Source organism: Psychrobacter sp. DAB_AL43B (assembly GCF_900168255.1).
Classification (GTDB): Bacteria; Pseudomonadota; Gammaproteobacteria; order Pseudomonadales; family Moraxellaceae; genus Psychrobacter.
In genome coordinates, this window is the sequence record NZ_LT799838.1 from 1,818,847 (window position 1) to 1,843,619 (window position 24,773).

At 42.4% G+C, this 24,773-nt stretch carries 13 protein-coding genes; 4 read left to right on the forward strand and 9 right to left on the reverse strand.

The window, feature by feature from the left end; genetic code table 11:
* Positions 1-137 precede the first annotated feature (137 nt).
* The 3 genes from nirK to DABAL43B_RS07935 all read left to right on the forward strand — a co-directional run bounded on the left by nirK (position 138) and on the right by DABAL43B_RS07935 (position 3,596).
* Complete coding sequence (gene nirK, locus DABAL43B_RS07925; protein ID WP_227516658.1) at positions 138-1,661, forward strand: copper-containing nitrite reductase; 1,524 nt, start codon at positions 138-140, stop codon at positions 1,659-1,661.
* Positions 1,662-1,876: 215 nt separating this feature from the next.
* Positions 1,877-2,719, forward strand: coding sequence for a formylglycine-generating enzyme family protein (locus DABAL43B_RS07930; RefSeq protein ID WP_079691860.1), 843 nt, complete (start codon positions 1,877-1,879; stop codon positions 2,717-2,719).
* A gap of 130 nt (positions 2,720-2,849) precedes the next feature.
* On the forward strand, positions 2,850-3,596 hold the full coding sequence (locus DABAL43B_RS07935; protein ID WP_171996339.1) for an SCO family protein: 747 nt from the start codon (positions 2,850-2,852) through the stop codon (positions 3,594-3,596).
* A gap of 151 nt (positions 3,597-3,747) precedes the next feature.
* Here the strand turns inward: DABAL43B_RS07935 and DABAL43B_RS07940 are convergent, their stop codons facing one another.
* The 4 genes from DABAL43B_RS07940 to DABAL43B_RS07955 form a co-directional block, all read right to left on the reverse strand.
* A complete protein-coding gene (locus tag DABAL43B_RS07940; protein ID WP_079691862.1) occupies positions 3,748-5,274 on the reverse strand; it encodes an acetyl-CoA hydrolase/transferase family protein in 1,527 nt (508 codons plus the stop codon).
* Between the two features lie 857 nt (positions 5,275-6,131).
* Positions 6,132-7,301: an HlyD family efflux transporter periplasmic adaptor subunit gene (locus DABAL43B_RS07945; protein ID WP_079691863.1), complete on the reverse strand. Its 1,170-nt coding sequence runs from the start codon at positions 7,299-7,301 to the stop codon at positions 6,132-6,134.
* A gap of 2 nt (positions 7,302-7,303) precedes the next feature.
* Positions 7,304-9,568: a type I secretion system permease/ATPase gene (locus DABAL43B_RS07950; protein ID WP_079691864.1), complete on the reverse strand. Its 2,265-nt coding sequence runs from the start codon at positions 9,566-9,568 to the stop codon at positions 7,304-7,306.
* 144 nt (positions 9,569-9,712) lie between these two features.
* Positions 9,713-11,161: a TolC family protein gene (locus tag DABAL43B_RS07955; RefSeq protein WP_079693076.1), complete on the reverse strand. Its 1,449-nt coding sequence runs from the start codon at positions 11,159-11,161 to the stop codon at positions 9,713-9,715.
* Between the two features lie 1,146 nt (positions 11,162-12,307).
* On the opposite strand from DABAL43B_RS07955, the gene DABAL43B_RS07960 reads away from it, so the two are divergent.
* Positions 12,308-12,946, forward strand: coding sequence for a hypothetical protein (locus DABAL43B_RS07960; protein WP_079691865.1), 639 nt, complete (start codon positions 12,308-12,310; stop codon positions 12,944-12,946).
* 153 nt (positions 12,947-13,099) lie between these two features.
* Here the strand turns inward: DABAL43B_RS07960 and DABAL43B_RS07965 are convergent, their stop codons facing one another.
* The 5 genes from DABAL43B_RS07965 to DABAL43B_RS07985 form a co-directional block, all read right to left on the reverse strand.
* Positions 13,100-14,812, reverse strand: a complete 1,713-nt coding sequence (locus DABAL43B_RS07965; protein ID WP_079691866.1) for a VWA domain-containing protein — start codon at positions 14,810-14,812, stop codon at positions 13,100-13,102.
* Complete coding sequence (locus tag DABAL43B_RS07970; RefSeq protein ID WP_171996307.1) at positions 14,813-15,694, reverse strand: IS3 family transposase; 882 nt, start codon at positions 15,692-15,694, stop codon at positions 14,813-14,815.
* A complete protein-coding gene (locus tag DABAL43B_RS07975) occupies positions 15,691-16,002 on the reverse strand; it encodes a transposase (RefSeq protein ID WP_079690625.1) in 312 nt (103 codons plus the stop codon). The genes DABAL43B_RS07970 and DABAL43B_RS07975 overlap by 4 nt, the downstream gene beginning before the upstream one ends.
* A gap of 44 nt (positions 16,003-16,046) precedes the next feature.
* On the reverse strand, positions 16,047-23,129 hold the full coding sequence (locus DABAL43B_RS07980; protein ID WP_079691867.1) for a VCBS domain-containing protein: 7,083 nt from the start codon (positions 23,127-23,129) through the stop codon (positions 16,047-16,049).
* A gap of 72 nt (positions 23,130-23,201) precedes the next feature.
* Positions 23,202-24,158 carry an OmpA family protein gene (locus DABAL43B_RS07985; protein WP_079691868.1) on the reverse strand — a complete coding sequence of 319 codons (957 nt, stop codon included), beginning with the start codon at positions 24,156-24,158 and terminating at the stop codon, positions 23,202-23,204.
* Positions 24,159-24,773: the final 615 nt, after the last annotated feature.

Sequence of the window (24,773 nt, forward strand, 5' to 3'; positions counted from 1 at the left end):
TTATGGAAGCCAATTTATAAGTTCGTTATCTAATTCCTAATTTATGCTTCTTGCAAAGTTAGTGTTAGGATGACAAAGACCGATAAAAATCGAGCTTTATTAAATAAGCCACTTATTTTTAATTACTGGAGAGCATTATGCGTCTTTTCAATTCAACATTCGCTCAACATCAATCTCCTACTTACTCTAAACTGGCCCTCGCTTGCTTGTTGGCGTTGAGCACAGCAAGTATGGTTGGTTGCGATAAATCAAACCCTGAACAGACTAATGCGACCAGCGCCGAAAACACACAAGCCGAAAATGACAGCAAGGCTAAGACCAATAAAGACGGTGAATTGCCCGTTATTGATGCCATTATCACCCATGCTCCTGAGGTTCCGCCGCCCATCGACCGCGATTATCCCGCAAAAGTGGTCGTAAAAATGGAAACCGTGGAAAAAGTCATGCGTTTAGCGGATGGCGTCGAGTATAACTTCTGGACATTTGGTGGGCAGGTACCAGGACAATTTATACGGGTTCGTCAAGGGGATGAAATTGAGTTTCATCTGTCCAACCATCCTGACTCTAAAATGCCGCACAACATTGACTTACACGCAGTGACTGGTCCAGGAGGCGGTGCAGCTTCTTCGTTCACCTCTCCAGGCTATACATCTGAATTCAACTTTAAAGCCTTAAAGCCTGGTTTGTACGTCTATCATTGCGCCGTAGCGCCAGTTGGGATGCATATTGCCAACGGGATGTATGGTTTAATCTTAGTCGAGCCAGAGGAAGGCTTACCAAAAGTTGATCGTGAATTTTATATCATGCAAGGCGATTTCTATACCAAAGGTGACTATGGCGATAAAGGCTTACAACCTTTTGATATGGGAAAAGCCGTCAAAGAAGATGCTGACTATGTGCTATTTAACGGCTCAGTTGGCGCGCTAACTGGTGAAAACTCGCTACAAGCGAAAGTTGGCGAAACGGTTCGTTTATTTGTCGGTAACGGTGGCCCTAACTTAGTATCGTCATTCCACGTTATCGGTGAAATTTTTGATAAGGTCAATATGGAAGGCGGCTCAGCTGAAAACCATAATGTGCAAACCACGCTTATCCCGGCAGGTGGTGCAGCCATTACTCAGTTCAAAGTAGATGTACCGGGTGAGTTGGTGATAGTCGACCATTCTATTTTCCGAGCATTCAATAAAGGTGCGCTAGGTATCATTAATGTCGAAGGCCCTGAAGACCCAAGAATATACTCTGGAAAAGTACGTGAAGCTGTCTATTTACCAGAAGGTTCAGCCGCTCAGAGTATTGGCAAAAATGATGCACCTGCACCAAAAGTAGTCGCTGCAAACAAACAAGAAAGAATTAAAATGGGCGAATCAATTTACGCCAGTAACTGTGCAGCCTGTCACCAACCTGATGGTACTGGTGTGCCAAAAGCCTTTCCGCCACTGGCCAAATCAGACTATTTAAATAAAGATCCCAAACGTGCTATCAGTGCTATTTTAAATGGCTTAAGCGGTAAAATCACCGTCAATGGTCAAGAATATGACAGTGTCATGCCAGCCGTTGCTTTAGATGATGAGAAAGTTGCTAACGTTGTGACTTATATCATGAATAGCTGGGGTAATAAGGGTGGCGAAACCACACCTGAAGAGGTTAAAGCAGCTCGTTAATAAATCTGATTGGTTTTTTAAGTAGATAATCGACTATCTTATCGTCAAGTCGAAAGCGGTGCCAGACTCAGTAAGAGTTTGCCACCGTCACTATAAATAAAGTTTTCAAAATACAGCCTTGAAAATAAGACTCTTTATATTGACTAACGGCTTTATTGACTATTTGATTGATCGCTATACGCCCCGCCCTTTTTAGGACAACTAGGAGGTTAATTATGTCCTCTACTCGCATCACTAAAAGCTGCAAAACTATAACCGCTTATGCTCGTCCTTTCGCGCTGCTATTTGTATTGAGTGCGCTCACAATAACAACGGACTTTGGATTCATGAGTACGCAAGCGCAAGCAAAAGAACTAGCGATACAGCCGGGTACTTACCGCCCTTTATACTTGAGCAAAAACTCGCCCTTAGTGGCAGTGGATAGATTTAAAATAGATGAATTACCGGTTACCAATATACAGTTCTATCAGTTTTTAAAAACAAATCCGAAGTTTAGAAAACATGCTATCGCACCCATCTTTGCAGATTCCAATTACTTAAAGCATTGGCTAAACACAAAAGATATTTCTGTGCCTAAAAAATCTGATTTTCGCAAGCCTGTGGTGAATGTGTCATGGTACGCCGCCAATCAATATTGCCGTTCTCAAAACAAGCGCTTACCCACAGTTGAGCAGTGGGAATACGTGGCACAAGCTTCTACTACCAATAAAAATGGCAGTTTAGAGGCTGGTTATAACCAGCGCATACTGGACTGGTATGGCAAATCTGCTGGGAATAAAGACCAACTTGCTGATGTCGGACAAAGCCCTGCTAACTATTGGGGCGTCAAGGACTTGCATGGTCTCATTTGGGAGTGGACAGAGAATTTTAACAATAGCTTAGTCACTGGCGAATCACGCTCAGACAGCAACCTTAACCAACAGATGTTTTGCGGATCTGGCGCCGCGGGTGCCGTCGACCCAAGCGATTATGCCGCCTTTATGCGTTATGGATTTCGCTCAAGCTTAGAAGCCAAATATACTGTCAGTAGTCTTGGCTTTCGCTGTGCTAGTGATTAATGTTGTGTGATTGATTTATAAAGCTGGCAAGTAAACAGCCAGATAGACCTTTTATCTAAAATAGTGAGTATTAAAACGCTAATTTAGCCGCTATTTTAAAATGAATTTAATTGCTTTTAAGGACTGTCTCATGAAAACAATAAAAACCATGCAAAACAGCACCGCTCACCCATTGGTTCATGCTATCAAACTGACCTTAGCTGGCGGGCTATATATTACTTTACTGGCTTGTAGTAATCCTGACGCTAATGAAGGGGCTGCTGTACAGGATACACAGACTGAGTCCAAGTCTGGAGCTAACTCTAAGCCTGCAGTAATGGCTCATGACGATATGAATGACATGGATCATAAAGACATGAATTCACAACAACCTGCAGAAGCATTGGGGCAAGATTACTCTATTTATCAGGTGGGCGGCGATTGGACAGACCACAATGGCAATACTTTTGAGCTTGATAAGCTTCAGGGTAAAAACCAAGTGGTGGTGATGGCGTATACCAGCTGTCAGCATACTTGTCCTATTTTGGTTCAATCTATGAAGCAGATTTATAAGGAGATGACGCCTGAAGTACGCGCACAAACTGAGTTTTTACTGGCCACATTAGATACTGAGCGTGATACCGTTGAGGTGATGAAAAACTTTGCTGAATATAATGAGCTCGGTGATAATTGGCGCTTGATTCGTAGTGATGAAGCCAGTGCCCGTATGCTTGCCAACACCCTAAATATTAAATATCAATTTGCTGCTAATGGCGATATTAACCACTCTAATCTGATTTCTGTTTTGGATAAAGAAGGTCGCTTAGTAGCGCAAGGAATTGGTGTGGCGGATTCTGGCATTAAGCCGTTGATTGAGTATTTGAACACTCATAATTAAGCTATCAAAACCATCGCTTACGTACGACTAATCTATATATAAAAACACCGCTTACTGATAACAGACAAGCGGTGTTTTGTTTTGAATGGCTTTATAAGCTTACAGTACTTTATAAAACTATAATGCTTTATAAACTTACAGCGTTATACGCTTACTTGATGCGCATATCGCCTGTTTCGACATAACGTTGATGCCATGATAGCGACTCATTAAGAATATGCGGCGTTTGCATACCTGCTGTGCTAGAGGCGCGATCGAAGTAATCCTGCAACATCGGACGATAGTCTGGATGTGCACAGTTATCGATAATTGCTTGAGCACGTTGACGCGGCGCAAGACCACGCAAATCTGCCAAACCTTGCTCAGTCACGATGACCATCACATCATGCTCAGTATGGTCATGATGCGATACCATCGGTGTGATACAAGAGATAGCACCATCTTTTGCTACTGATGGCGATACAAAGAATGAGGTGTAAGCGTTACGGGCAAAGTCACCTGAACCGCCGAGGCCATTCATCATATTGGTACCCATGACGTGGGTTGAGTTGACGTTACCATAAAGGTCACACTCGATCATGGCATTGATGGCAAGGACACCTAAGCGACGCGCCACTTCAGGGTGATTGGTAATCTCTTGTGGACGCAACACAATACGAGCACGTAACTCTTCAAGATTGGCATTAAACGTTTCTAGTGCATCTGGGCTTAATGACAGTGCAGTGGCAGACGCCATGGTCATTTTGCCAGACATGATGAGGTCTAACATACCATCTTGTAATACTTCAGTATAGCCGGTCAATTGCTCAAACGAGCTGTGCTGTAATCCGGCCAATACCGCATTAGCCACGTTACCTACACCTGATTGGATAGGCAATAAGTTAGCAGGTAGACGGCCTTTTTTGACTTCATCATGGAAAAAATCAATGATATGGCTGGCGATTTTGTTTGAGCATTCATCAGGATCAGCAAACTTGCTGTTGCGATCTGGTGAATCGGTTAAGACAACCGCCACCACTTTATCTAAATCACAATGTAAGTACGGAACACCAATACGTCCGCCTGGCGTGACTAATGGAATAGGCTTACGGTTAGGTGGCATACCAATGTCGTTATAAACATCATGCATACCCTCTAACATTAAGCTTTGCTGAGCGTTGACTTCTAAGATGATGTGGTCAGCATTTTCTAACCAAGCATTACTGGTACCAATTGACGTCGAAGGAATTAGGCGACCATCTGGTAAAATACCTGATACTTCGACGACAGCCATATGCATATCGCCGTAGAATCCAATGGTACTTTGCTGAGCTACATGCGATAAATGCATGTCAAAATAATACGCTTCACCGGCGTTAATTTGTTTACGCAGCGCAGGCTCTGACTGATACGGCGTGCGCCATTTGATGCCCTTGGCTTCAGCCAATACGCCATCACATTCAGTTGCAGTAGATGCGCCAGTCAGTAAGCCAATTTGAAATTCTTCACCGCGAGCGTGGGCAGCTTCCATATGTTTGGCAAGTGCTGCTGGTATGGCTTTAGGATAACCCGCCCCAGTAAAACCACTCATGCCGACATTCATATCATTTTTAATAAATGCCGCCGCTTCATCAGCAGACATGATTTTTTTATTTAAACCGTCGTGCAGTACGCGACCTTCATGATTAATTGATGTCATACCTTTTTTCCTAGTAACTTCCATATTAAAATCAAACCTCACCATAGCGAAGGGTTTGATACGAAACTAACAATAAAATTCATTGCAGCATATTAACAACTTTACAATAAAAAACAAGCTGGTCAGCTTAAGTTTTAAAATAAGCACTTAAAATTTTTATAACTTACTGATAATAGTTCGTTTTTTATAAATGTTTTATGGTTAGGAGGGTTACGGTATTTTATATTTTTATTTTATATATAAGACAATTTTCACCTTTTTATATACAGTCGATCCACTATTAAAAAAATGCTACTGGGATAAATTTTGCGCTGCCTCTGTCTGCGCAGGCACAGCAAGCAAGGAAAATTTATCCCAGTAGCCCGTTATAATATTTGTGCTTATTTTATTTAGGACTGACTATAATAAAAACCCAATAAAACCGATATAACACATACGACTAACCCATTATCCAAATAGACCATGGCCCATTCAATCAAAGGTATAATTGATTCACTTTAAAAATAATACAGTATTGCTGGTATAAATTTTTCGAAGCCTCTGTCTGGCGAAGTGCACAGCAAGCGAGAAAAGTTTATACCAGCAAAATGTTATGACAATCGTACATATGCCAAATCAGTAGTTGGCTATGATGGAATGACACAGAGTATGTGTCGTCGTGGTACGACGCGAGCTGTGCTCAAGTGGGAGAAAAAGTGGGCACAGGTTAAATTCCTACGCCAAGGCTGGATGGGCGAATAGAGAATAGTTTGCAGAAACTATTCTCTGATATGGGATGTATATCTTTTATTTTGGATTGACTATAGCAAGTAATGAGCTTGCCACAACCAAACCTAAATACTTGATTAAAATCTGTTCTAACGCTCCCCCATACCTTCTGATAACGTCTTAGTAATAGGCTTGGTTAGGTAAGATAATACTGTACGCTCCATCGCTTTAATATCAACAGAAGCCGTCATGCCTGGCTTAATAACTATTCTATCTTCTTGACCCTTAAACTCAGCACCAGTAATAACGATCAATACTCGATAATAAGGCTCTTCCCCTTTCGGTGTTTGCTCCATTAGAGTATCTGGACTGATGTAGCTCACTGTACCATTCATCGCACCGAAAATTGAATAATCATAAGCATCAAGCTTTACGGTAGCATCCTGACCTTCTTTGACATAAGCAATATCAGCAGGACTGACCTTTGCATCTATCACGAGATCGCTACTCGTCGGCAAAATCTGCATAATGACTTCACCCGGTTTCACGACACCGCCGATAGTAGTAACATTGATGTTTTTGATTTTGCCATCTGTCGGCGCCAATAAACGTTTTTCTTCTAATACTTGCGTGCGATCTCGCAGCTGCTCAAGCTCGGTGTCAAGCTCCTCTTGTGCTTTGGTCATCTCTGCTTGAGCTTCTTCAAAGTACTTGTTACGCTTATTATTAATTTGTGCCTCAATATCAGCCACTTGGCGGCGCAGCTTAATCACATCTGCTTGGCTGACATCGCCATATTCTAATAGCGGCTCATTCATACTGAGCTCTTTTTCCGCTAAAACTAGCATTGCTTCAAGAGAAGAGACTTCCTCATTAATAGCTTGGCGACGACGATTATAAAGTGCCGTTTGGTTTTGTACATACTCAGGATAGTTTTCAACATCTTGAGTAAAGACTAAAGGCCTCTCGAAAATCTCTGCATTGAGACGTGCGAGTTTAGCCTTTAGTGCGGCTGTTTTGGAGGCAGAGTTATCTAAAGCAGCTTTGGCTCGCTCCTCTTCTAACACCACAAGCAGCTGACCCGCCTTGACCTCTTCACCTTCAGCAACTGCCAGTTCTGTCAGGACACCACCTTCTGAGGCTTGGATTTCTTGTGTTCGAGCACTGGCAATCACCGTCGCTTTGGCACGAGTTACTTGATCAATTTTGGCAAAGGAAGCCCATACGATCAAGATCACGATACCGATTAAGCCGATCCAAATACTCAGTCTTGAGCGACCCACTTTAACGGTGGTGGGTGTATATTTATAGTCTGCCATACCTATTTCCCTTGAGCGTCTGTGAGCGTTTTAGTGACAATAGGCTTAATTCTAATTTTCTGATTTGGCGGTTGTGCTGTCTGATTTTTTGCTTGCTCGTTTTTCATTAACTCATCAAGTACCGCTTGTTTTGGACCATCCATAATGATACGTTGATTGTCCATAATGATAAGTCTATCAACCAACTCTAGGAGTGCGGTTTTATGGGTTGATACAATAAAGGTTTGACCTTCTGTCAATTCGTGCTTCAGTACTTGTAGACAGCGCTGTTCCTGTCTATTGTCCATAGAAGCAGTAGGTTCATCGAGTAAAAATACATTAGGCTTGGTCAATAGTAAACGCGTGAAAGCAACAAGCTGTTTTTGTCCGCCCGATAACCCTCGTCCGCCTTCACTGATAGGTAACTCAAGACCACTAGAATGGCTAGAGACTAAATTTATCAGTCCAGTCTTGATCAGCACTTCTTGCATCACGTCATCATCAGGTGCTGCCATTCCTATCAGCAAATTCTCTCTCAACGTTCCTTGGAATAATCGATGGTCCTGTTGTAAATAACCCAAACGTTCACTCAACGTCTCACGACTGATCTGATGAATATCAAGACCATCTAATAATATGCGACCTTTCGTAGGTGCATATAGTCCAGCAAGTATCTTGAGAAGTGTTGACTTACCTGATCCGATAGGCCCAAGAATCGCTATACGCTCGCCTGGACGAATCGTTAACTTCTTAATATCGACGGCCGGTCTGTCATTGTCTTTATAATTGAATACCAAACCATCACATTGATAAAAGCCCTTTATTCGGCTAGGAGATAAAGGATAAGACACACCATGGTTGTCCTGCTCTAATGAGAAAAGCGCTTCAATGTTTAGGTTAGCCGCCTTAGCATGTGAGTACTGCACCAGAAGATTAGGTAACATCATAACGGGTGCTAACACTCTACCACCCAATATCGAGCAAGCAATCAGTCCACCCATCGTCATATCACCGCTAATAACGACGAACGAACCTACAATCACAATACCTACATAGCTAATCTGTTGCAGCATTTGCGTAAAATACGTTAAGTTATCGTTGGTGTGCTTCATATCTAAATCGTTTTTGATCGTGACCTTCATCACATCAAGCCAACGTGATAGGAATTTCCAACTTCCTGCCCCCGCTTTTATGGTTTCGACCCCTTCTACCGCCTCGACCAATAAGCCTGTTTTATAATAAGAAGCGGTCGCACCTTCAGCAGCAATCGCATCGATACGTTTGCGCGCCGATAATCCCATTACTATGGCGATCACTGCTGCAATGACCGGTACGGTAGCTACTAACGGTGACCCAATAAAAGCTATTAAACTAATGAAGATAATGGTCATCGGTAAATCGACCAATCCAAACAAGGTGCTGGCCGTAAAAAAACTGCGGACTTGCTCATAGCCACGTAGCTGTGCTGCCATAGAACCGACTGATCCTGGCATCTGGTCAATACGTACTTTGAGCAGTCGCTGGAATACTTCGCGAGATAAATACTGATCGAGTCCCACGACCACTTTATCCATAATTCTCGAGCGAGAAAACTTCATAAACGCTTCGAAAATGATGACTAAAAATACACCGCTTGCTAAAATAATAAGCGTATATTCACTGCGAGTGGGTATCACGCGGTCATAAACTTGCATTGAGAATAGCGATACGGCCAACGCCAACATATTAATTAAAAAGGTCGCAATAATGGCTTCAAAAAGAACACCCTTATAATTACCTAAATCTGATTTAAGTAGATCCGTAAAAGAAGATTTACGCTTTTGAATATGTTCATCGGTGAGACGAATTCTTAGAATTAACGACAGCTCATCAGCACGCGTATGGAGATGACTATTTTCTTGCCTAAAATTCCAGCTCTTTTGCGGGGTTTGACTGTCAATGACACCCCAGCCCAAATCTGAGCGATAGGCTAATAAAGGTAGAAAGGCAGCATCGGGTTGCTCTAGTATTTCTGGTGTCCTATCTATACCTATATCTTTTAATATCGCAATAACACCGCCAAGCTCATTAATTGCTTGGCCTTTATCGTTTGCCAACCTGCCATCATGGCGCGCAACGACATCCTGCAAGCGTATATTATCTATTGGATAGCCTTGCTGGTTCAATAAGTGCCTGATAGCATTGACCAACGTTTGCGTCAACTCAGACGGAGCCAGCACTTGACCGGCCACATTGGTCATGCCGTTGCTATCTAAATCTGAGGTCGTAAGTTGTAATTGTTCACTCATACCAGTCACTTCTTCAGTATTGAAATAATGAAGCTTATCAGATTTATTTTAAGTCAAATCACTCAACTGGCTTCTTAGCGCCATCGTTAAGGCGTTGACTTTAATCACTGATAGCAGGGCTTTCATCGTACTTATTTGAGCTACTTATCTATCTATCATATTATTCTGATCGACTATAGGCGTTACACTGTAGTCCTCATTCAGCATAATAAAATTACCATTATTAAGACTGTCTTCTATGTTTGCAGGTAATGTGATCTCTAAGTAATTATCTTCCACCATCGGTACATAACTAGGACTCGTGGTCGGTCTTTTTATCTCTTGCTTATTAATCCATTCTTTCACAGGATCTAAAGGCTTAAATAACGTCACTGGCTCACGATTGTGTCCATATTGTTGCCATGGCATACTGCCGAAATCCACTTGCAACCTATAAAACGCGCCAAGCATATCTGCTCGCGTCTGCACCAGCTGTACTTGATAGTCATTATGCTCGCGAACCGCATTTAACACTTCAAGCCACGATTTACGCCCAGCAATAAACTGCCGACGATAAGAGCTAACGACAATTTGAGCGCCTGCTACTGCTGCCACTAATGAGGCTTCTCGATCTTTAGCACTAACAAACTGCTGATACTGCACCTGAACATTTTCTATCACGCGCCGACGCGCCGCTTCCTGGGTCTGTACCAAACTATTTACCTGTGCTTGGGACGCCCGTGCTAAGGCAAGATTAGAGAATCCCGCTCCAGGCGCATAACTCAGCCCCAAGGAGAATTGTCCATTATTCTCCTTATCTTCGTGATAGTAAACGTGTTCGTATTGAGCATAAACAGTAGGATATTTGGATGCCTGCTGGGCTTCGACGCCTTGTTTTGCAGACTCAATCTGAAAGTGCTCTTTTACCACCGTCGGATTATAAAAACCGGCTTGCTCAAATGCCATCTTTTCAAAATTGGTTGATTGTTGCTTGGCTTGATTCACCAATACTTTGATATTCGGCATACTCATTGCACTCATTTGAGACAACGGCTGACCGATAATCTGCTCAAGTCTGGCGGCGCCGATACGCTGCTGCTCAACTGCCCCTTGATAAGCCGTTTGCTCTTGCAAAATACGGTTGGTCACCAAATCAAGCTCAATTCGAGCAGATACGCCCTGACCGACACGGCGCTGCATCATAGCTTCAAATTCATTAAGCTCTTTTAAACCATCGAGATGGACGTTTTGTTTAGCAATGGCTTGAATATAACCCTGCCAGGCATCAATGGTCGTTTTCGCGACAAGATTCTGCTGCTCATAGATATACTCTACTGCGGCCTTGTCATCGAATATGGCTTGATTCACATCAGCGGTGAGCTTACCGCCTGTCCATAGAGGCTGGCGAATGGTGACTTGTGATACAAAATCATTGTCTCTATCATAGCCCGAGCTCACGCTTGGGGTTGGTAATAGATTTAATTTTGCAGCATTGATACCTTCCGTGGTTGCCTGTTGATTAGCACGAGCTGACCCGACTAAAGGATGCGTCTGAACTGCTTGCGTAATCAAAGTATTGATTTGCATATCTTTTACCGCAGCTTGCGTATTCATAGTGAAACACATAGCCACCGCTAAGATCGTTATCTGACTGCGCAGTAATAGGCTACAAGAGATCTCTTTTCGATTTGGCAGATTTTTCATATTAGGTTTCGATATTCATCCCTGTAGTTATACTTTTGAAGTATCGACAAGCTCTCGCTAAACTTTACTAAAATTTACTTTATAAAGCAATCAAATAAAGTTCAAACAGTTATTTAATAACGATAAAGTAAAAAATATGAAATATCCATGCCCAAATAAAGTAAAATTATACGGTATTTAGGATATTTTCTTACTTCCCCCAAATCTCTAACAATTACAATGCATAAAACATTTAATGTTTATGCCATCAAAGCCCTACTAAATTTTTATAAAAAAGCTATATTATAGTTTTTTCCTGTGCTAGGATAAAATATTTTCTAACAAAAAAAAGCTATTACCAACCTTTAAATACTGCTATTCAAAACTATAAAATATGATTGAGGTCCATATTTTAGCCTCACAGATGACCAAGTGGGCATGACCAGTCTGACTTCAATTCATTTTATTTACTATTAATTATAAATTCTCTGCTATAGTCAGATTTAAATAGAAAAGAGTCCTTCACGTAACCGTACTACGACTATGAATCTTACTTGCTATGCCTATGCCTATGCTTACATAGGCTAAGAGAACTTATACCAACAGTATGTGCATATCGATTTTATTTCGTACTAACTATAGTCAGTTCAATATAAAAGAGGTACGTTAAAAATAGCGCTATGCTGGGATAAACTTTCCTCGCTTGCTGTGCGCTTCGCACTCCAGAGGCTTCGAAAAATCTATCCGAACAGCACTGTATTCTTTTTAAATTGAATCGACTATATATAGATAGCATGATTTATTGTTAACAAGATATAAATATGAGTAGTAGTTAAATTTACCAAATTCATTTACAAGTATTAAATAACACATAATATTTAATACTTGATAGTTTTTAATAGATATCTCTTAAGATAAAATATATACGAAAGCCATTTATTAAACTGATATTTAAAAAATATTATTTTATAAAATATTTACACAGTATAACGATAGTAATTTTATTTTCTATTAGCTCATAATAATAACCCTTAGTGTTAAAAGGCGATATTTTATAATGGTTAATTTCCGTGAAAAATGGCTGACGACTTTATTACTGGCAATACTATTGCATGTCTTGGTTTTTTTATTTTATACATTAACTTTAATAAAAAAACTATTGATAATAGCGTTTCTGATAATAAGAACACTGAGATTACAACACCTATTTTTCTTGATAAAGATTATCCACCGTTACAAACACAGACTGACAGCTCCACTTCTAATGCCACTAAAAATACAGTAACAGATGAGCGCTCACTAGATAAAGCATCGTTGCCCCAGACAACTGCTAAACCAGAGACGCCTAAAAATGTAACTACTGACTATAAAAAAACTGAAAAAATTAATAACTCAAATGATAAGATGCTAAAAAGTACGGCTGGTACTGTAATAGCAGACAATCAAATTATAGAATTCAATCCCAATGTTCCTGAAAATACTGAGGCAGTATCAGTGGCTATAAATAATGCCGGTCTGCTTGGTATGGATACACCCGCACAAAATACTTTCGGAAAAACGAATAAAGAATATGATGCTGCAAAATCTGATTTAGATCAAACCAACAATCAGCTTAGTGATGCTATTAACGAGGTAAAAAAACGTAATCAACAGAAAATAGATGAATTGCATCAGCAATCCCCTTATCCTGAAGAAAGTAACGATATTTTCAAGTAAGAGTTATTCAGAATTAAATTCAATATTATTTGTCAAATAAATACGTTATAAAAAACATATTAGAAACAATTATTTAATTTATAGATATATTTCGATACAAAAAGCCAGAGACATGAATCTCTGGCTTTTTTAATGACGGGTTAAGTTAGACGACTAGATAATGTAGTTATTAATCAAATCATCTACATTACTTGAAGTATAGCTATCTAATTGTATATTAAGGTCTGTTTTACTGCCATCGTATACACCATCTGTATAACCTCCGTTGGAGCTGATATGAAGTATGCCAGTAACACTATCCCAATTAACAAACTCTTTCATACTATCTAAGTTACCGATAGTTTCACCAACCAATAGATCTCTTAGAACAATTTTATCGCCACTGGTAAGGTCTGTAATGATATCAAAATCAGGATTTGCTACGCTACCTTTATCATCCGCTCTCCAAACGAAGAGGTCGTTACCTGTGCCACCGGTTAGGGTATCATTTCCAGATCGACCTTGGATGATATCGTCACCACCAGCACCGCTGATGACATCATCAGCCAGTGCACGTCCTATTAAAGTATCGGCATTTTCGGTTCCTAGTAGCGTGATACCGTCTCCTTTAGGATACACATCTAAGGTTTGACTTGAAGATACGAGATCACCATCATTATCTTGGACAGTAAATGCGATTACCTCTTGATAAGATGCTGGTGTAGAGGCCGCTTGATACGTATAGTCTCCCGTGATTACATTTACCGTTAAAACACCATTTAACGCTGTCTCGACAGTAAATTCAAATGTCGCTGGGTCATACGTAGCAATATCAACAGGTACGTTATTAACAAGCATATCATTATTAATTCTATCGTACTGGTAGACAGTCTGATCAATAGTAATATCATAGAGGGCACCACCATCAGCGCCATAACCTGAATCTGATGTGCTTAAATCGCCTTTCATCAAGTTTTTAGATATTGCTGGTGGTAATGTGCCTTGTAAAATACTATCAAGTTGATTTAAGTTACTTACTATTTTTGCTAGAGCGTTATCATCCACTTGGGTTATACCGTTATATGCTATAGGGTCAATCTTGCTAATATTTACATTTGTTCCTAGTCCCAATGCATACGATTTAATAGACTGTGTATCTAGCCAATTAGTCCAATCAGCTATCTCACTACCTGTAATACCGCCTCCCTGATTAGGTTCACCATCTGTCAGAAAATAAGAATAGTTCGTTGCATTACCAAGTTTTCCAGTTTCCGAAAAACCTAGTTTTGCGGATGCTAAAGCAGCATCATAGTCGGTACTACCATTTGCGCTCAGCCCGCCAACAATAGATTTGGCCTCGGATACTGTCAGCCATCTGTTATCAATTGGACCAGGATTCCGGTCAGCTGTTCCTGCAAATGTAATGAGCTGCACTTTAACATCGCCAAGATCATCATAGCCATCAAGCAATTTATTAATCGCCTGTTTGGCAACTTGAAGCCGAGTATAGGTTCCACCACCTGGTTTTGCTACACCTGATGAGTCGTTCATACTGCCTGATGTATCTAACACAATCATGACATTAGAATTCACTGGTTCAACTGGCACACTGACAGTGCCTTCTGCCAAGGTTGGTCGATCATCTTCAACGATTACTGAAAACTGAGTAGTTAAAGAGTCGAGTTGACCATCATTAATAGTAACACCAAAGTTGACAGCCAATTGATCTTCCATATTATTCAAAGGATGATCGATTGCATGCAGCAAGGTAGTCTCATATGTTGCGCTAAAGCCAGTTGTGGAATTCCCTGTAATAGCACCAACTTCAATAGTCATCACTGGGATGTCACCTGCACCTAAATCAACAGTACCAGTTGTAGTGGTCAACTAATTTAGGACACCTGATAAGAGGTTTTTATTAAAGTATCGTTTCTCTTTTTCTAGCGGTGTTAAATAATCGTTGAAAGTATGCGGTCTCACGGTTTGATAATAGCCCCAGATATAATTACTGATGGCGATCTTAGCTTCAGTAATATTCTCATAACCGCCCTTTGGCATCCATTCAGTCTTAAAACTTCTAAAGAAGCGTTCAGTAGGCGCGTTGTCCCAACAATTACCACGACGACTCATACTCTGTGTCATACCTTCACAACTCGCCACGGATTCAGCAAACTTCTTACTGGTGTAATGGGTTCCCTGATCAGAGTGAAACAGCACTCCAATTGGCTGTAAGCGCGTCTGATATGCCATCTGCAGCGCTTTGGTTGTCAGCATACTGTCAGGCGAATCTGACACGGCAAAGCCAACAATACGACGGGCATATAAATCTAAAACAACAGCTAAATAGCACCAGCCGCCTTTGATACGAATATATGTGACATCGCCCGTCCAGACTTGATTGGGTGCTGTTTGACTGAAATTTCTATTTAAGATATTGTGATGCGTTTTATGCGCCTCGTCAGCGTGCTTGTATTTATGCATCTTTAACTGACAGCTTTTAAGCCCCATCTGCGCCATGAATTTACCTGCTATATAGCGGGTCAGCTTGATGCCGTGTTCATTCATTAGTATGGCGGCAATGCTGCGAGCGCCTGCTGATTGCTTTGAGTCGTTAAATATTTGACGAATTAATGCCTTGTGCTTGACGGTTTCAAGACTGATGGGCTTGGGCTGCATGCCATAGTAGTAATTGCTTTTCATCACGCCAAACAGCTTGAACAAAAGGCTTTTACTCACCTGTTTATCTTGCTCTGCCAGATTTCTTATCAACGATAGCCGTTCAGACTGTCCAATGCCAGCAGAGCAGAAGCCTTTTTTAGAATGTCACGCTCCATAGTCAGCCGCTTAACTTGTTTGCGCAATTCTTGAAGTTCTCGCTGTTCATCCGTTAAAGCGTTGCCGACTTTAGGTGCTTGGCCACTCATTTCTTGACGGTATTGACTCAGCCATTTCTGCAAGGTGGATTTACCTATCCCTAAGGAATCGGCCACATCAGGTATGGTGCGGTTGTGATCAACAACTAAGCTGATGGCTTCTAATTTAAATTCTCGGGTATATTGATTGCGTTTGTTGGTCATACTATTTTCCTCTTTGGGTTAGTATAAACCTCTTACGTGCTGTCCTAATTTATTATGCCACTACAAGTTAAAGTATCAGTCGAATTATCCCATGTCCAAGTAACAGGTTTACCTTGCACAGTTATGCCAGTTGGACCAGATAGTTGGATAGTAAATGCAGAGCTATCTACATCAGTAAATTTGATTATTCCAGTTGCTGTTATAGAGTCAGTAGTATCACTATTTCCGTTAGTATCCTTGATTCCTTTAACTAGTCCTTCTTCTGAAACTACAACTGGGCTTATAGCTTTAACAACAGGAGCGTCGTTAGCACCCGTCACCGTCATGGTCACGGTGGTCGCTGAGGTATCACCATCATTGTCTTTAATCACATAGCTAAAGACGTCGGTACCAATTTGACCCGCATTTAACGCTTGGGCCGCTGCATTCGGTGTGTAGGTATAATTACCCAGAGCATCAATGGTAAGCACACCATAGCTACCGACGATATTCACGCCCACACCCGCTGTTGAGCTCTCATTAATTGTCGAGCCAGTACCAACTGCAACCACGTTTACTGGTGCATCAACGTTTATGGTGTCATTACCCATCACGTTACCGACAATACCAGTGTCATCTTCGGTCACTGTACGCATGTCAGCTTTAGCCACTGGCACCGTATCTGTGATTAAGATATCAAGTGTACCGGCCGCTGCCACATTTGCCGTATCGGTTACCACAATACTGATGCTGTCCATCACACTGTTATCACCAGCGCTATGGTTTTTACTGTCTCCTGTTGGATCGTAGTTGTAAGTCACCAAACCTGTTGCCGCATCATAACCAGTTAAGGTCAATACACCCTCAGTGGTAGTGATAGTCACTGGACTAGTCGTTAGATCAGCCATTTGGGCCGCTGTAACCTCAGTACCAGCAATGCTCACTTTGACTAGGCCATCAGGGGCTGTAACGGTGAACGTTTGACCAGTAAGGGTGGCGTTTTCAACCACACTATTATCACCATCAGCTTGACCATTGGTATCAACCACGACAACCGTTGGTCCACCTTCACTCACACCCGTCACCGTCATGGTCACGGTGGTCGCTGAGGTATCACCATCATTGTCTTTAATCACATAGCTAAAGACGTCGGTACCAATTTGACCCGCATTTAACGCTTGGGCCGCTGCATTCGGTGTGTAGGTATAATTACCCAGAGCATCAATGGTAAGCACACCATAGCTACCGACGATATTCACGCCCACACCCGCTGTTGAGCTCTCATTAATTGTCGAGCCAGTACCAACTGCAACCACGTTTACTGGTGCATCAACGTTTATGGTGTCATTACCCATCACGTTACCGACAATACCAGTGTCATCTTCGGTCACTGTACGCATGTCAGCTTTAGCCACTGGCACCGTATCTGTGATTAAGATATCAAGTGTACCGGCCGCTGCCACATTTGCCGTATCGGTTACCACAATACTGATGCTGTCCATCACACTGTTATCACCAGCGCTATGGTTTTTACTGTCTCCTGTTGGATCGTAGTTGTAAGTCACCAAACCTGTTGCCGCATCATAACCAGTTAAGGTCAATACACCCTCAGTGGTAGTGATAGTCACTGGACTAGTCGTTAGATCAGCCATTTGGGCCGCTGTAACCTCAGTACCAGCAATGCTCACTTTGACTAGGCCATCAGGGGCTGTAACGGTGAACGTTTGACCAGTAAGGGTGGCGTTTTCAACCACACTATTATCACCATCAGCTTGACCATTGGTATCAACCACGACAACCGTTGGTCCACCTTCACTCACACCCGTCACCGTCATGGTCACGGTGGTCGCTGAGGTATCACCATCATTGTCTTTAATCACATAGCTAAAGACGTCGGTACCAATTTGACCCGCATTTAACGCTTGGGCCGCTGCATTCGGTGTGTAGGTATAATTACCCAGAGCATCAATGGTAAGCACACCATAGCTACCGACGATATTCACGCCCACACCCGCTGTTGAGCTCTCATTAATTGTCGAGCCAGTACCAACTGCAACCACGTTTACTGGTGCATCAACGTTTATGGTGTCATTACCCATCACGTTACCGACAATACCAGTGTCATCTTCGGTCACTGTACGCATGTCAGCTTTAGCCACTGGCACCGTATCTGTGATTAAGATATCAAGTGTACCGGCCGCTGCCACATTTGCCGTATCGGTTACCACAATACTGATGCTGTCCATCACACTGTTATCACCAGCGCTATGGTTTTTACTGTCTCCTGTTGGATCGTAGTTGTAAGTCACCAAACCTGTTGCCGCATCATAACCAGTTAAGGTCAATACACCCTCAGTGGTAGTGATAGTCACTGGACTAGTCGTTAGATCAGCCATTTGGGCCGCTGTAACCTCAGTACCAGCAATGCTCACTTTGACTAGGCCATCAGGGGCTGTAACGGTGAACGTTTGACCAGTAAGGGTGGCGTTTTCAACCACACTATTATCACCATCAGCTTGACCATTGGTATCAACCACGACAACCGTTGGTCCACCTTCACTCACACCCGTCACCGTCATGGTCACGGTGGTCGCTGAGGTATCACCATCATTGTCTTTAATCACATAGCTAAAGACGTCGGTACCAATTTGACCCGCATTTAACGCTTGGGCCGCTGCATTCGGTGTGTAGGTATAATTACCCAGAGCATCAATGGTAAGCACACCATAGCTACCGACGATATTCACGCCCACACCCGCTGTTGAGCTCTCATTAATTGTCGAGCCAGTACCAACTGCAACCACGTTTACTGGTGCATCAACGTTTATGGTGTCATTACCCATCACGTTACCGACAATACCAGTGTCATCTTCGGTCACTGTACGCATGTCAGCTTTAGCCACTGGCACCGTATCTGTGATTAAGATATCAAGTGTACCGGCCGCTGCCACATTTGCCGTATCGGTTACCACAATACTGATGCTGTCCATCACACTGTTATCACCAGCGCTATGGTTTTTACTGTCTCCTGTTGGATCGTAGTTGTAAGTCACCAAACCTGTTGCCGCATCATAACCAGTTAAGGTCAATACACCCTCAGTGGTAGTGATAGTCACTGGACTAGTCGTTAGATCAGCCATTTGGGCCGCTGTAACCTCAGTACCAGCAATGCTCACTTTGACTAGGCCATCAGGGGCTGTAACGGTGAACGTTTGACCAGTAAGGGTGGCGTTTTCAACCACACTATTATCACCATCAGCTTGACCATTGGTATCAACCACGACAACCGTTGGTCCACCTTCACTCACACCCGTCACCGTCATGGTCACGGTGGTCGCTGAGGTATCACCATCATTGTCTTTAATCACATAGCTAAAGACGTCGGTACCAATTTGACCCGCATTTAACGCTTGGGCCGCTGCATTCGGTGTGTAGGTATAATTACCCAGAGCATCAATGGTAAGCACACCATAGCTACCGACGATATTCACGCCCACACCCGCTGTTGAGCTCTCATTAATTGTCGAGCCAGTACCAACTGCAACCACGTTTACTGGTGCATCAACGTTTATGGTGTCATTACCCATCACGTTACCGACAATACCAGTGTCATCTTCGGTCACTGTACGCATGTCAGCTTTAGCCACTGGCACCGTATCTGTGATTAAGATATCAAGTGTACCGGCCGCTGCCACATTTGCCGTATCGGTTACCACAATACTGATGCTGTCCATCACACTGTTATCACCAGCGCTATGGTTTTTACTGTCTCCTGTTGGATCGTAGTTGTAAGTCACCAAACCTGTTGCCGCATCATAACCAGTTAAGGTCAATACACCCTCAGTGGTAGTGATAGTCACTGGACTAGTCGTTAGATCAGCCATTTGGGCCGCTGTAACCTCAGTACCAGCAATGCTCACTTTGACTAGGCCATCAGGGGCTGTAACGGTGAACGTTTGACCAGTAAGGGTGGCGTTTTCAACCACACTATTATCACCATCAGCTTGACCATTGGTATCAACCACGACAACCGTTGGTCCACCTTCACTCACACCCGTCACCGTCATGGTCACGGTGGTCGCTGAGGTATCACCATCATTGTCTTTAATCACATAGCTAAAGACGTCGGTACCAATTTGACCCGCATTTAACGCTTGGGCCGCTGCATTCGGTGTGTAGGTATAATTACCCAGAGCATCAATGGTAAGCACACCATAGCTACCGACGATATTCACGCCCACACCCGCTGTTGAGCTCTCATTAATTGTCGAGCCAGTACCAACTGCAACCACGTTTACTGGTGCATCAACGTTTATGGTGTCATTACCCATCACGTTACCGACAATACCAGTGTCATCTTCGGTCACTGTACGCATGTCAGCTTTAGCCACTGGCACCGTATCTGTGATTAAGATATCAAGTGTACCGGCCGCTGCCACATTTGCCGTATCGGTTACCACAATACTGATGCTGTCCATCACACTGTTATCACCAGCGCTATGGTTTTTACTGTCTCCTGTTGGATCGTAGTTGTAAGTCACCAAACCTGTTGCCGCATCATAACCAGTTAAGGTCAATACACCCTCAGTGGTAGTGATAGTCACTGGACTAGTCGTTAGATCAGCCATTTGGGCCGCTGTAACCTCAGTACCAGCAATGCTCACTTTGACTAGGCCATCAGGGGCTGTAACGGTGAACGTTTGACCAGTAAGGGTGGCGTTTTCAACCACACTATTATCACCATCAGCTTGACCATTGGTATCAACCACGACAACCGTTGGTCCACCTTCACTCACACCCGTCACCGTCATGGTCACGGTGGTCGCTGAGGTATCACCATCATTGTCTTTAATCACATAGCTAAAGACGTCGGTACCAATTTGACCCGCATTTAACGCTTGGGCCGCTGCATTCGGTGTGTAGGTATAATTACCCAGAGCATCAATGGTAAGCACACCATAGCTACCGACGATATTCACGCCCACACCCGCTGTTGAGCTCTCATTAATTGTCGAGCCAGTACCAACTGCAACCACGTTTACTGGTGCATCAACGTTTATGGTGTCATTACCCATCACGTTACCGACAATACCAGTGTCATCTTCGGTCACTGTACGCATGTCAGCTTTAGCCACTGGCAAGCCATCGGTAATGGCAATGTCTAGGCTGTCGTTACTGGTGTTGCCATTGCTGTCTGTAACGATCACTTCGATGTTGTCCATGACGGGCGCATCTGTGGTGTGATCTTGGACGATTGGGTCATAGGTATAAGCCACTTCACCGGAAGCTGGATCATAGCTTTCAATGACTAAGGTGCCGCCTTGTGCTGTGGTGATGATGGTCTCTGCGATGCTGCCATTGACGACAGGTATAACCGTACCACCAACACTAATCTCAGTGACGGTAGTGTTGGGGTCAGCAGGATCCGTGGTAACGGTAAATGTGCCATCAACTGGACCATCGCCTTCATAGACAGTTTTGTCGCCTGCACCGGTTGGGTTACCTTCGTTTACTGGGCTGTTAGGATCTGTTGGATCAACGGGTGTTGGATCTACTGGACCTTCATCTGGGATGTCGATCACTGGATCGCCATCCGTACGACCACTAATCGTAATCGTCAAAGTAGCTGTTGTCGTATCCCCATCCCCATCAGTGATGGTATAGGTGTAGGTGTCAGTGAGAGCTTCACTATCATCTAACTTATTCACATCCACATTAGTATTATCTAATGTATAACTATAAGTACCATCTGTATTAATGGTGATTTTACCGTATGTAGTAGCCACATCCGTCACGGGTGTGACTGCAATTACACCTTCACCATCGGCACCATAACCATCATTGATATTTAAGTCGCCAATAACTGTTGCAACGCCATCTTCAGTCACCTCGTTAGTATCATTTGTGGCAAGCGGTATACTATCCGTAATGGCTATTTCTAAAGTATTAATACCAGTTTTTCCGTTAAGGTCAGTCACCACCAATGCGAAGCTATCTATAATAGGCGCGTTTGTCTCGTGATCTAAAACGTTTGGATCATAGGCGTAAAAAACATTACCCGTTGCCGCCTCAAAACCGATGATATACAACACACCTTTAGACGTTGTAATCGTCACAGGCTCTTCAATGCTGGCATTAATAATGTTTTGTCCATCAACTGTTATGGTAGCGACGCCCGCTTCTGCCACGACATTAAAGGTACCTGGTTTTGGTCCGTCGCCTTCAAATACCGTCAAATCACCCTCACCGGTCGGGTTACCAGCATCTTGGGGATTAAATTCAAGCGCTACACCATCAGGAATAGTGATAAATGGATTAAGCTGAGAGTCTATCGTAATAGTCGCAGGATCTGATGTTTTACCCGTTTTGTCAGAGACCACATAATCTATAGGCGTTGGATCACCAGTGAAAGTACTTATTGGTGTAAATGTTACTGCTCCGTTAACTGGGTTAACGCTCCATTCACCTTCGCCTGCTACGACGACTGAGCCGTCAGTTGGTTTATTGGTGGCAGGGTCAATGAGTTGTACGGTTGTTGGGTCAATATCGTCTTGAGGGTCGGTATCGTTAGCGAGCACGTTAATAGTTACTGAATCACCAACTGAGCCTCTGCCTGTATCGTCATTAGCTACAGGAGGGTTTGTGATAACTGGAGGCACTACAGGATCTGGATCATCGTCATCTTTAATAAATGCCAATGGAATCAGACCTAAGCCTAACCACCAAGGAAATCCAGCCACCGCCGCGATCCACCACGGTGCCGCCATCTCATCTCCACCTAGTGCTTGCCCTTCAACAGCGCCTGCTTCTAGCTGGGTGACATAATCATAGACTTGCCCAGTATCTGGAATATAGTGATAGTAGCTACCATCTTCAGAGATACCTATCAAAGCCTGACTGTCGTTATCATAAAAACCTTCGATTATGAGGTCAGACTCTTTTCCCTCACTCTCAAATGAGACATGCAAATCTTTATTAACACGTTTAGTGACGATATGATTGGGAGCACGAGCGATAGATTCGTCAAAAAATTCATAATTAACATTTTTACTTGCTTTGATGACATTAGGCTGTCCATCTTTAGTGATTACGACAACTTCGCTAATCGTTTTGCTGGTGTCGTGTGTTTTTACGATGACTGTTTTCATGGCTTTGACCTCATATATTGAATACTAAAATTTGGCTGCTTTAATTGCTTAAATAGTTAGAATTATTCAGGTCTATCTGCGCTCTTCAATGACCGCAACGACACGGCGGTTGAGCTGGCGACCCTCAGCAGTAGCATTGGTAGCGCGTGGACGTGATTCACCGTATCCCACTGCAGTCAAACGATCTGGGGAAATACCAAAGCGACTCGTCATCATATCCTTGACGGCATCTGCACGGCGTTGAGACAGCTTCTGATTGTAACTATCGCTGGCATTACTATCGGTATGACCTTCAATAACAGCATTTGTATTACTATATTTGCTCATGAAAGTAGCAACCTCTTCCACTTCCTTGTAGTACTCAGGTTTGATATTGGACTTGTCATTATCAAATAACACTTCAAGTTCAATACTGACTTTTTCTTTTAAGACAGGTACTACAACAGGCACTGGTATCATAACTACTGGCGTAGGGGCTCGAACAATGACAGGACAGTTAGGAGTAACCCTGGTAATTTGATGTGCTTGATATAGCTTACCGTTGAGCTGGTCAAGGGCGCTGTCTTCGGTGAGCTTTTGAATAGTAGATCTACCTTTTTCATCAACATCGACGTAAAAGAAGTTATTGCTATTTGGAGAGAGGTCAAAATCTGAGGTATTTAGCAATAGATTGTTTGTTTTATTACCTGTTACTTCTGCACTTAAACGGTTAATACCAGCACAAGAATATACTTGCGTATAACTTCCCGGCTGCAGACTGACTTGAAATCTATCGTTAACTGCAATATTGGCGCTGGTCTGTTCTGGGTCAGAGTCATTTGCTCTTATAAAAAATATACTGACGCTATCTTTAGGAATTTGCTGGTTAATTAAGTCTAACGGATCAACTTTAGCTTGCTTGTGCCACATTGCATGGCCAACCGCTTTTCTATTATCTTCATCAATAATCCTTACAGCATTTGCGCTACAGCTTATCGAGCTTAAAGCTAGTGCAGCTAAAGGAAATAATAGTAGTACCTTAGTATTCATGAGCCAACTCCTTTGACTTAATTTATGCGCAAGAAAATTAGTTAAATTTTTTGAGGTAAGGCGTAAAAACTATTTAAAAAATAGGAAATTTCGTCTTTCAACATTAATATTTCTACATATTCAGCAATATCAACAAGCTAATATACCTTTAAATGAATATTTATATATATTTAATAGAATGTATATATAACAATAATCGAATATATAAATTCTGGTGATACTTCCTGATAAATACTTATGACTGTTTACCGTTTTACTCATCATGCATTAAAAGATATTTTCATCTTAAAGAAATAGAAGTTTCTATAATCGATACATAAGAAACAGCTACGTTTCATAATGTATATTTATTATTACACTCTAAATATCCATAATACCGGATATAGTGAGAGTATCAATGCCGTTTATCTACTTTTTACTACCGTTCATCGGAATATATAACAAAAAATGAATGTATTAAGCAGAAATCAGCATGTATTCCACTAAATTCCTATTCAGTGCTGTTAACTTTTACGATACACAGCGGAAGGTTTGTTGAATGAATAGGTATAGTAATTACGAGAGACATCTAATTATTTTATTAATTAATAAAATACTAATTAAACTTTTAAGTTA

Excerpts from the sequence above, each read along its gene's own strand:
- DABAL43B_RS07975 (WP_079690625.1), bottom strand. The coding sequence starts at position 16,002 with ATGACCAACAAACGCAATCAATATACCCGAGAATTTAAATTAGAAGCC.
- DABAL43B_RS07980 (WP_079691867.1), bottom strand. The coding sequence starts at position 23,129 with ATGAAAACAGTCATCGTAAAAACACACGACACCAGCAAAACGATTAGC.
- DABAL43B_RS07985 (WP_079691868.1), bottom strand. The coding sequence starts at position 24,158 with ATGAATACTAAGGTACTACTATTATTTCCTTTAGCTGCACTAGCTTTA.
- DABAL43B_RS07960 (WP_079691865.1), top strand. The coding sequence starts at position 12,308 with ATGGCTGACGACTTTATTACTGGCAATACTATTGCATGTCTTGGTTTT.
- DABAL43B_RS07930 (WP_079691860.1), top strand. The coding sequence starts at position 1,877 with ATGTCCTCTACTCGCATCACTAAAAGCTGCAAAACTATAACCGCTTAT.
- DABAL43B_RS07950 (WP_079691864.1), bottom strand. The coding sequence starts at position 9,568 with ATGAGTGAACAATTACAACTTACGACCTCAGATTTAGATAGCAACGGC.
- DABAL43B_RS07935 (WP_171996339.1), top strand. The coding sequence starts at position 2,850 with ATGAAAACAATAAAAACCATGCAAAACAGCACCGCTCACCCATTGGTT.
- DABAL43B_RS07940 (WP_079691862.1), bottom strand. The coding sequence starts at position 5,274 with ATGACATCAATTAATCATGAAGGTCGCGTACTGCACGACGGTTTAAAT.
- nirK (WP_227516658.1), top strand. The coding sequence starts at position 138 with ATGCGTCTTTTCAATTCAACATTCGCTCAACATCAATCTCCTACTTAC.
- DABAL43B_RS07955 (WP_079693076.1), bottom strand. The coding sequence starts at position 11,161 with ATGAATACGCAAGCTGCGGTAAAAGATATGCAAATCAATACTTTGATT.
- DABAL43B_RS07945 (WP_079691863.1), bottom strand. The coding sequence starts at position 7,301 with ATGGCAGACTATAAATATACACCCACCACCGTTAAAGTGGGTCGCTCA.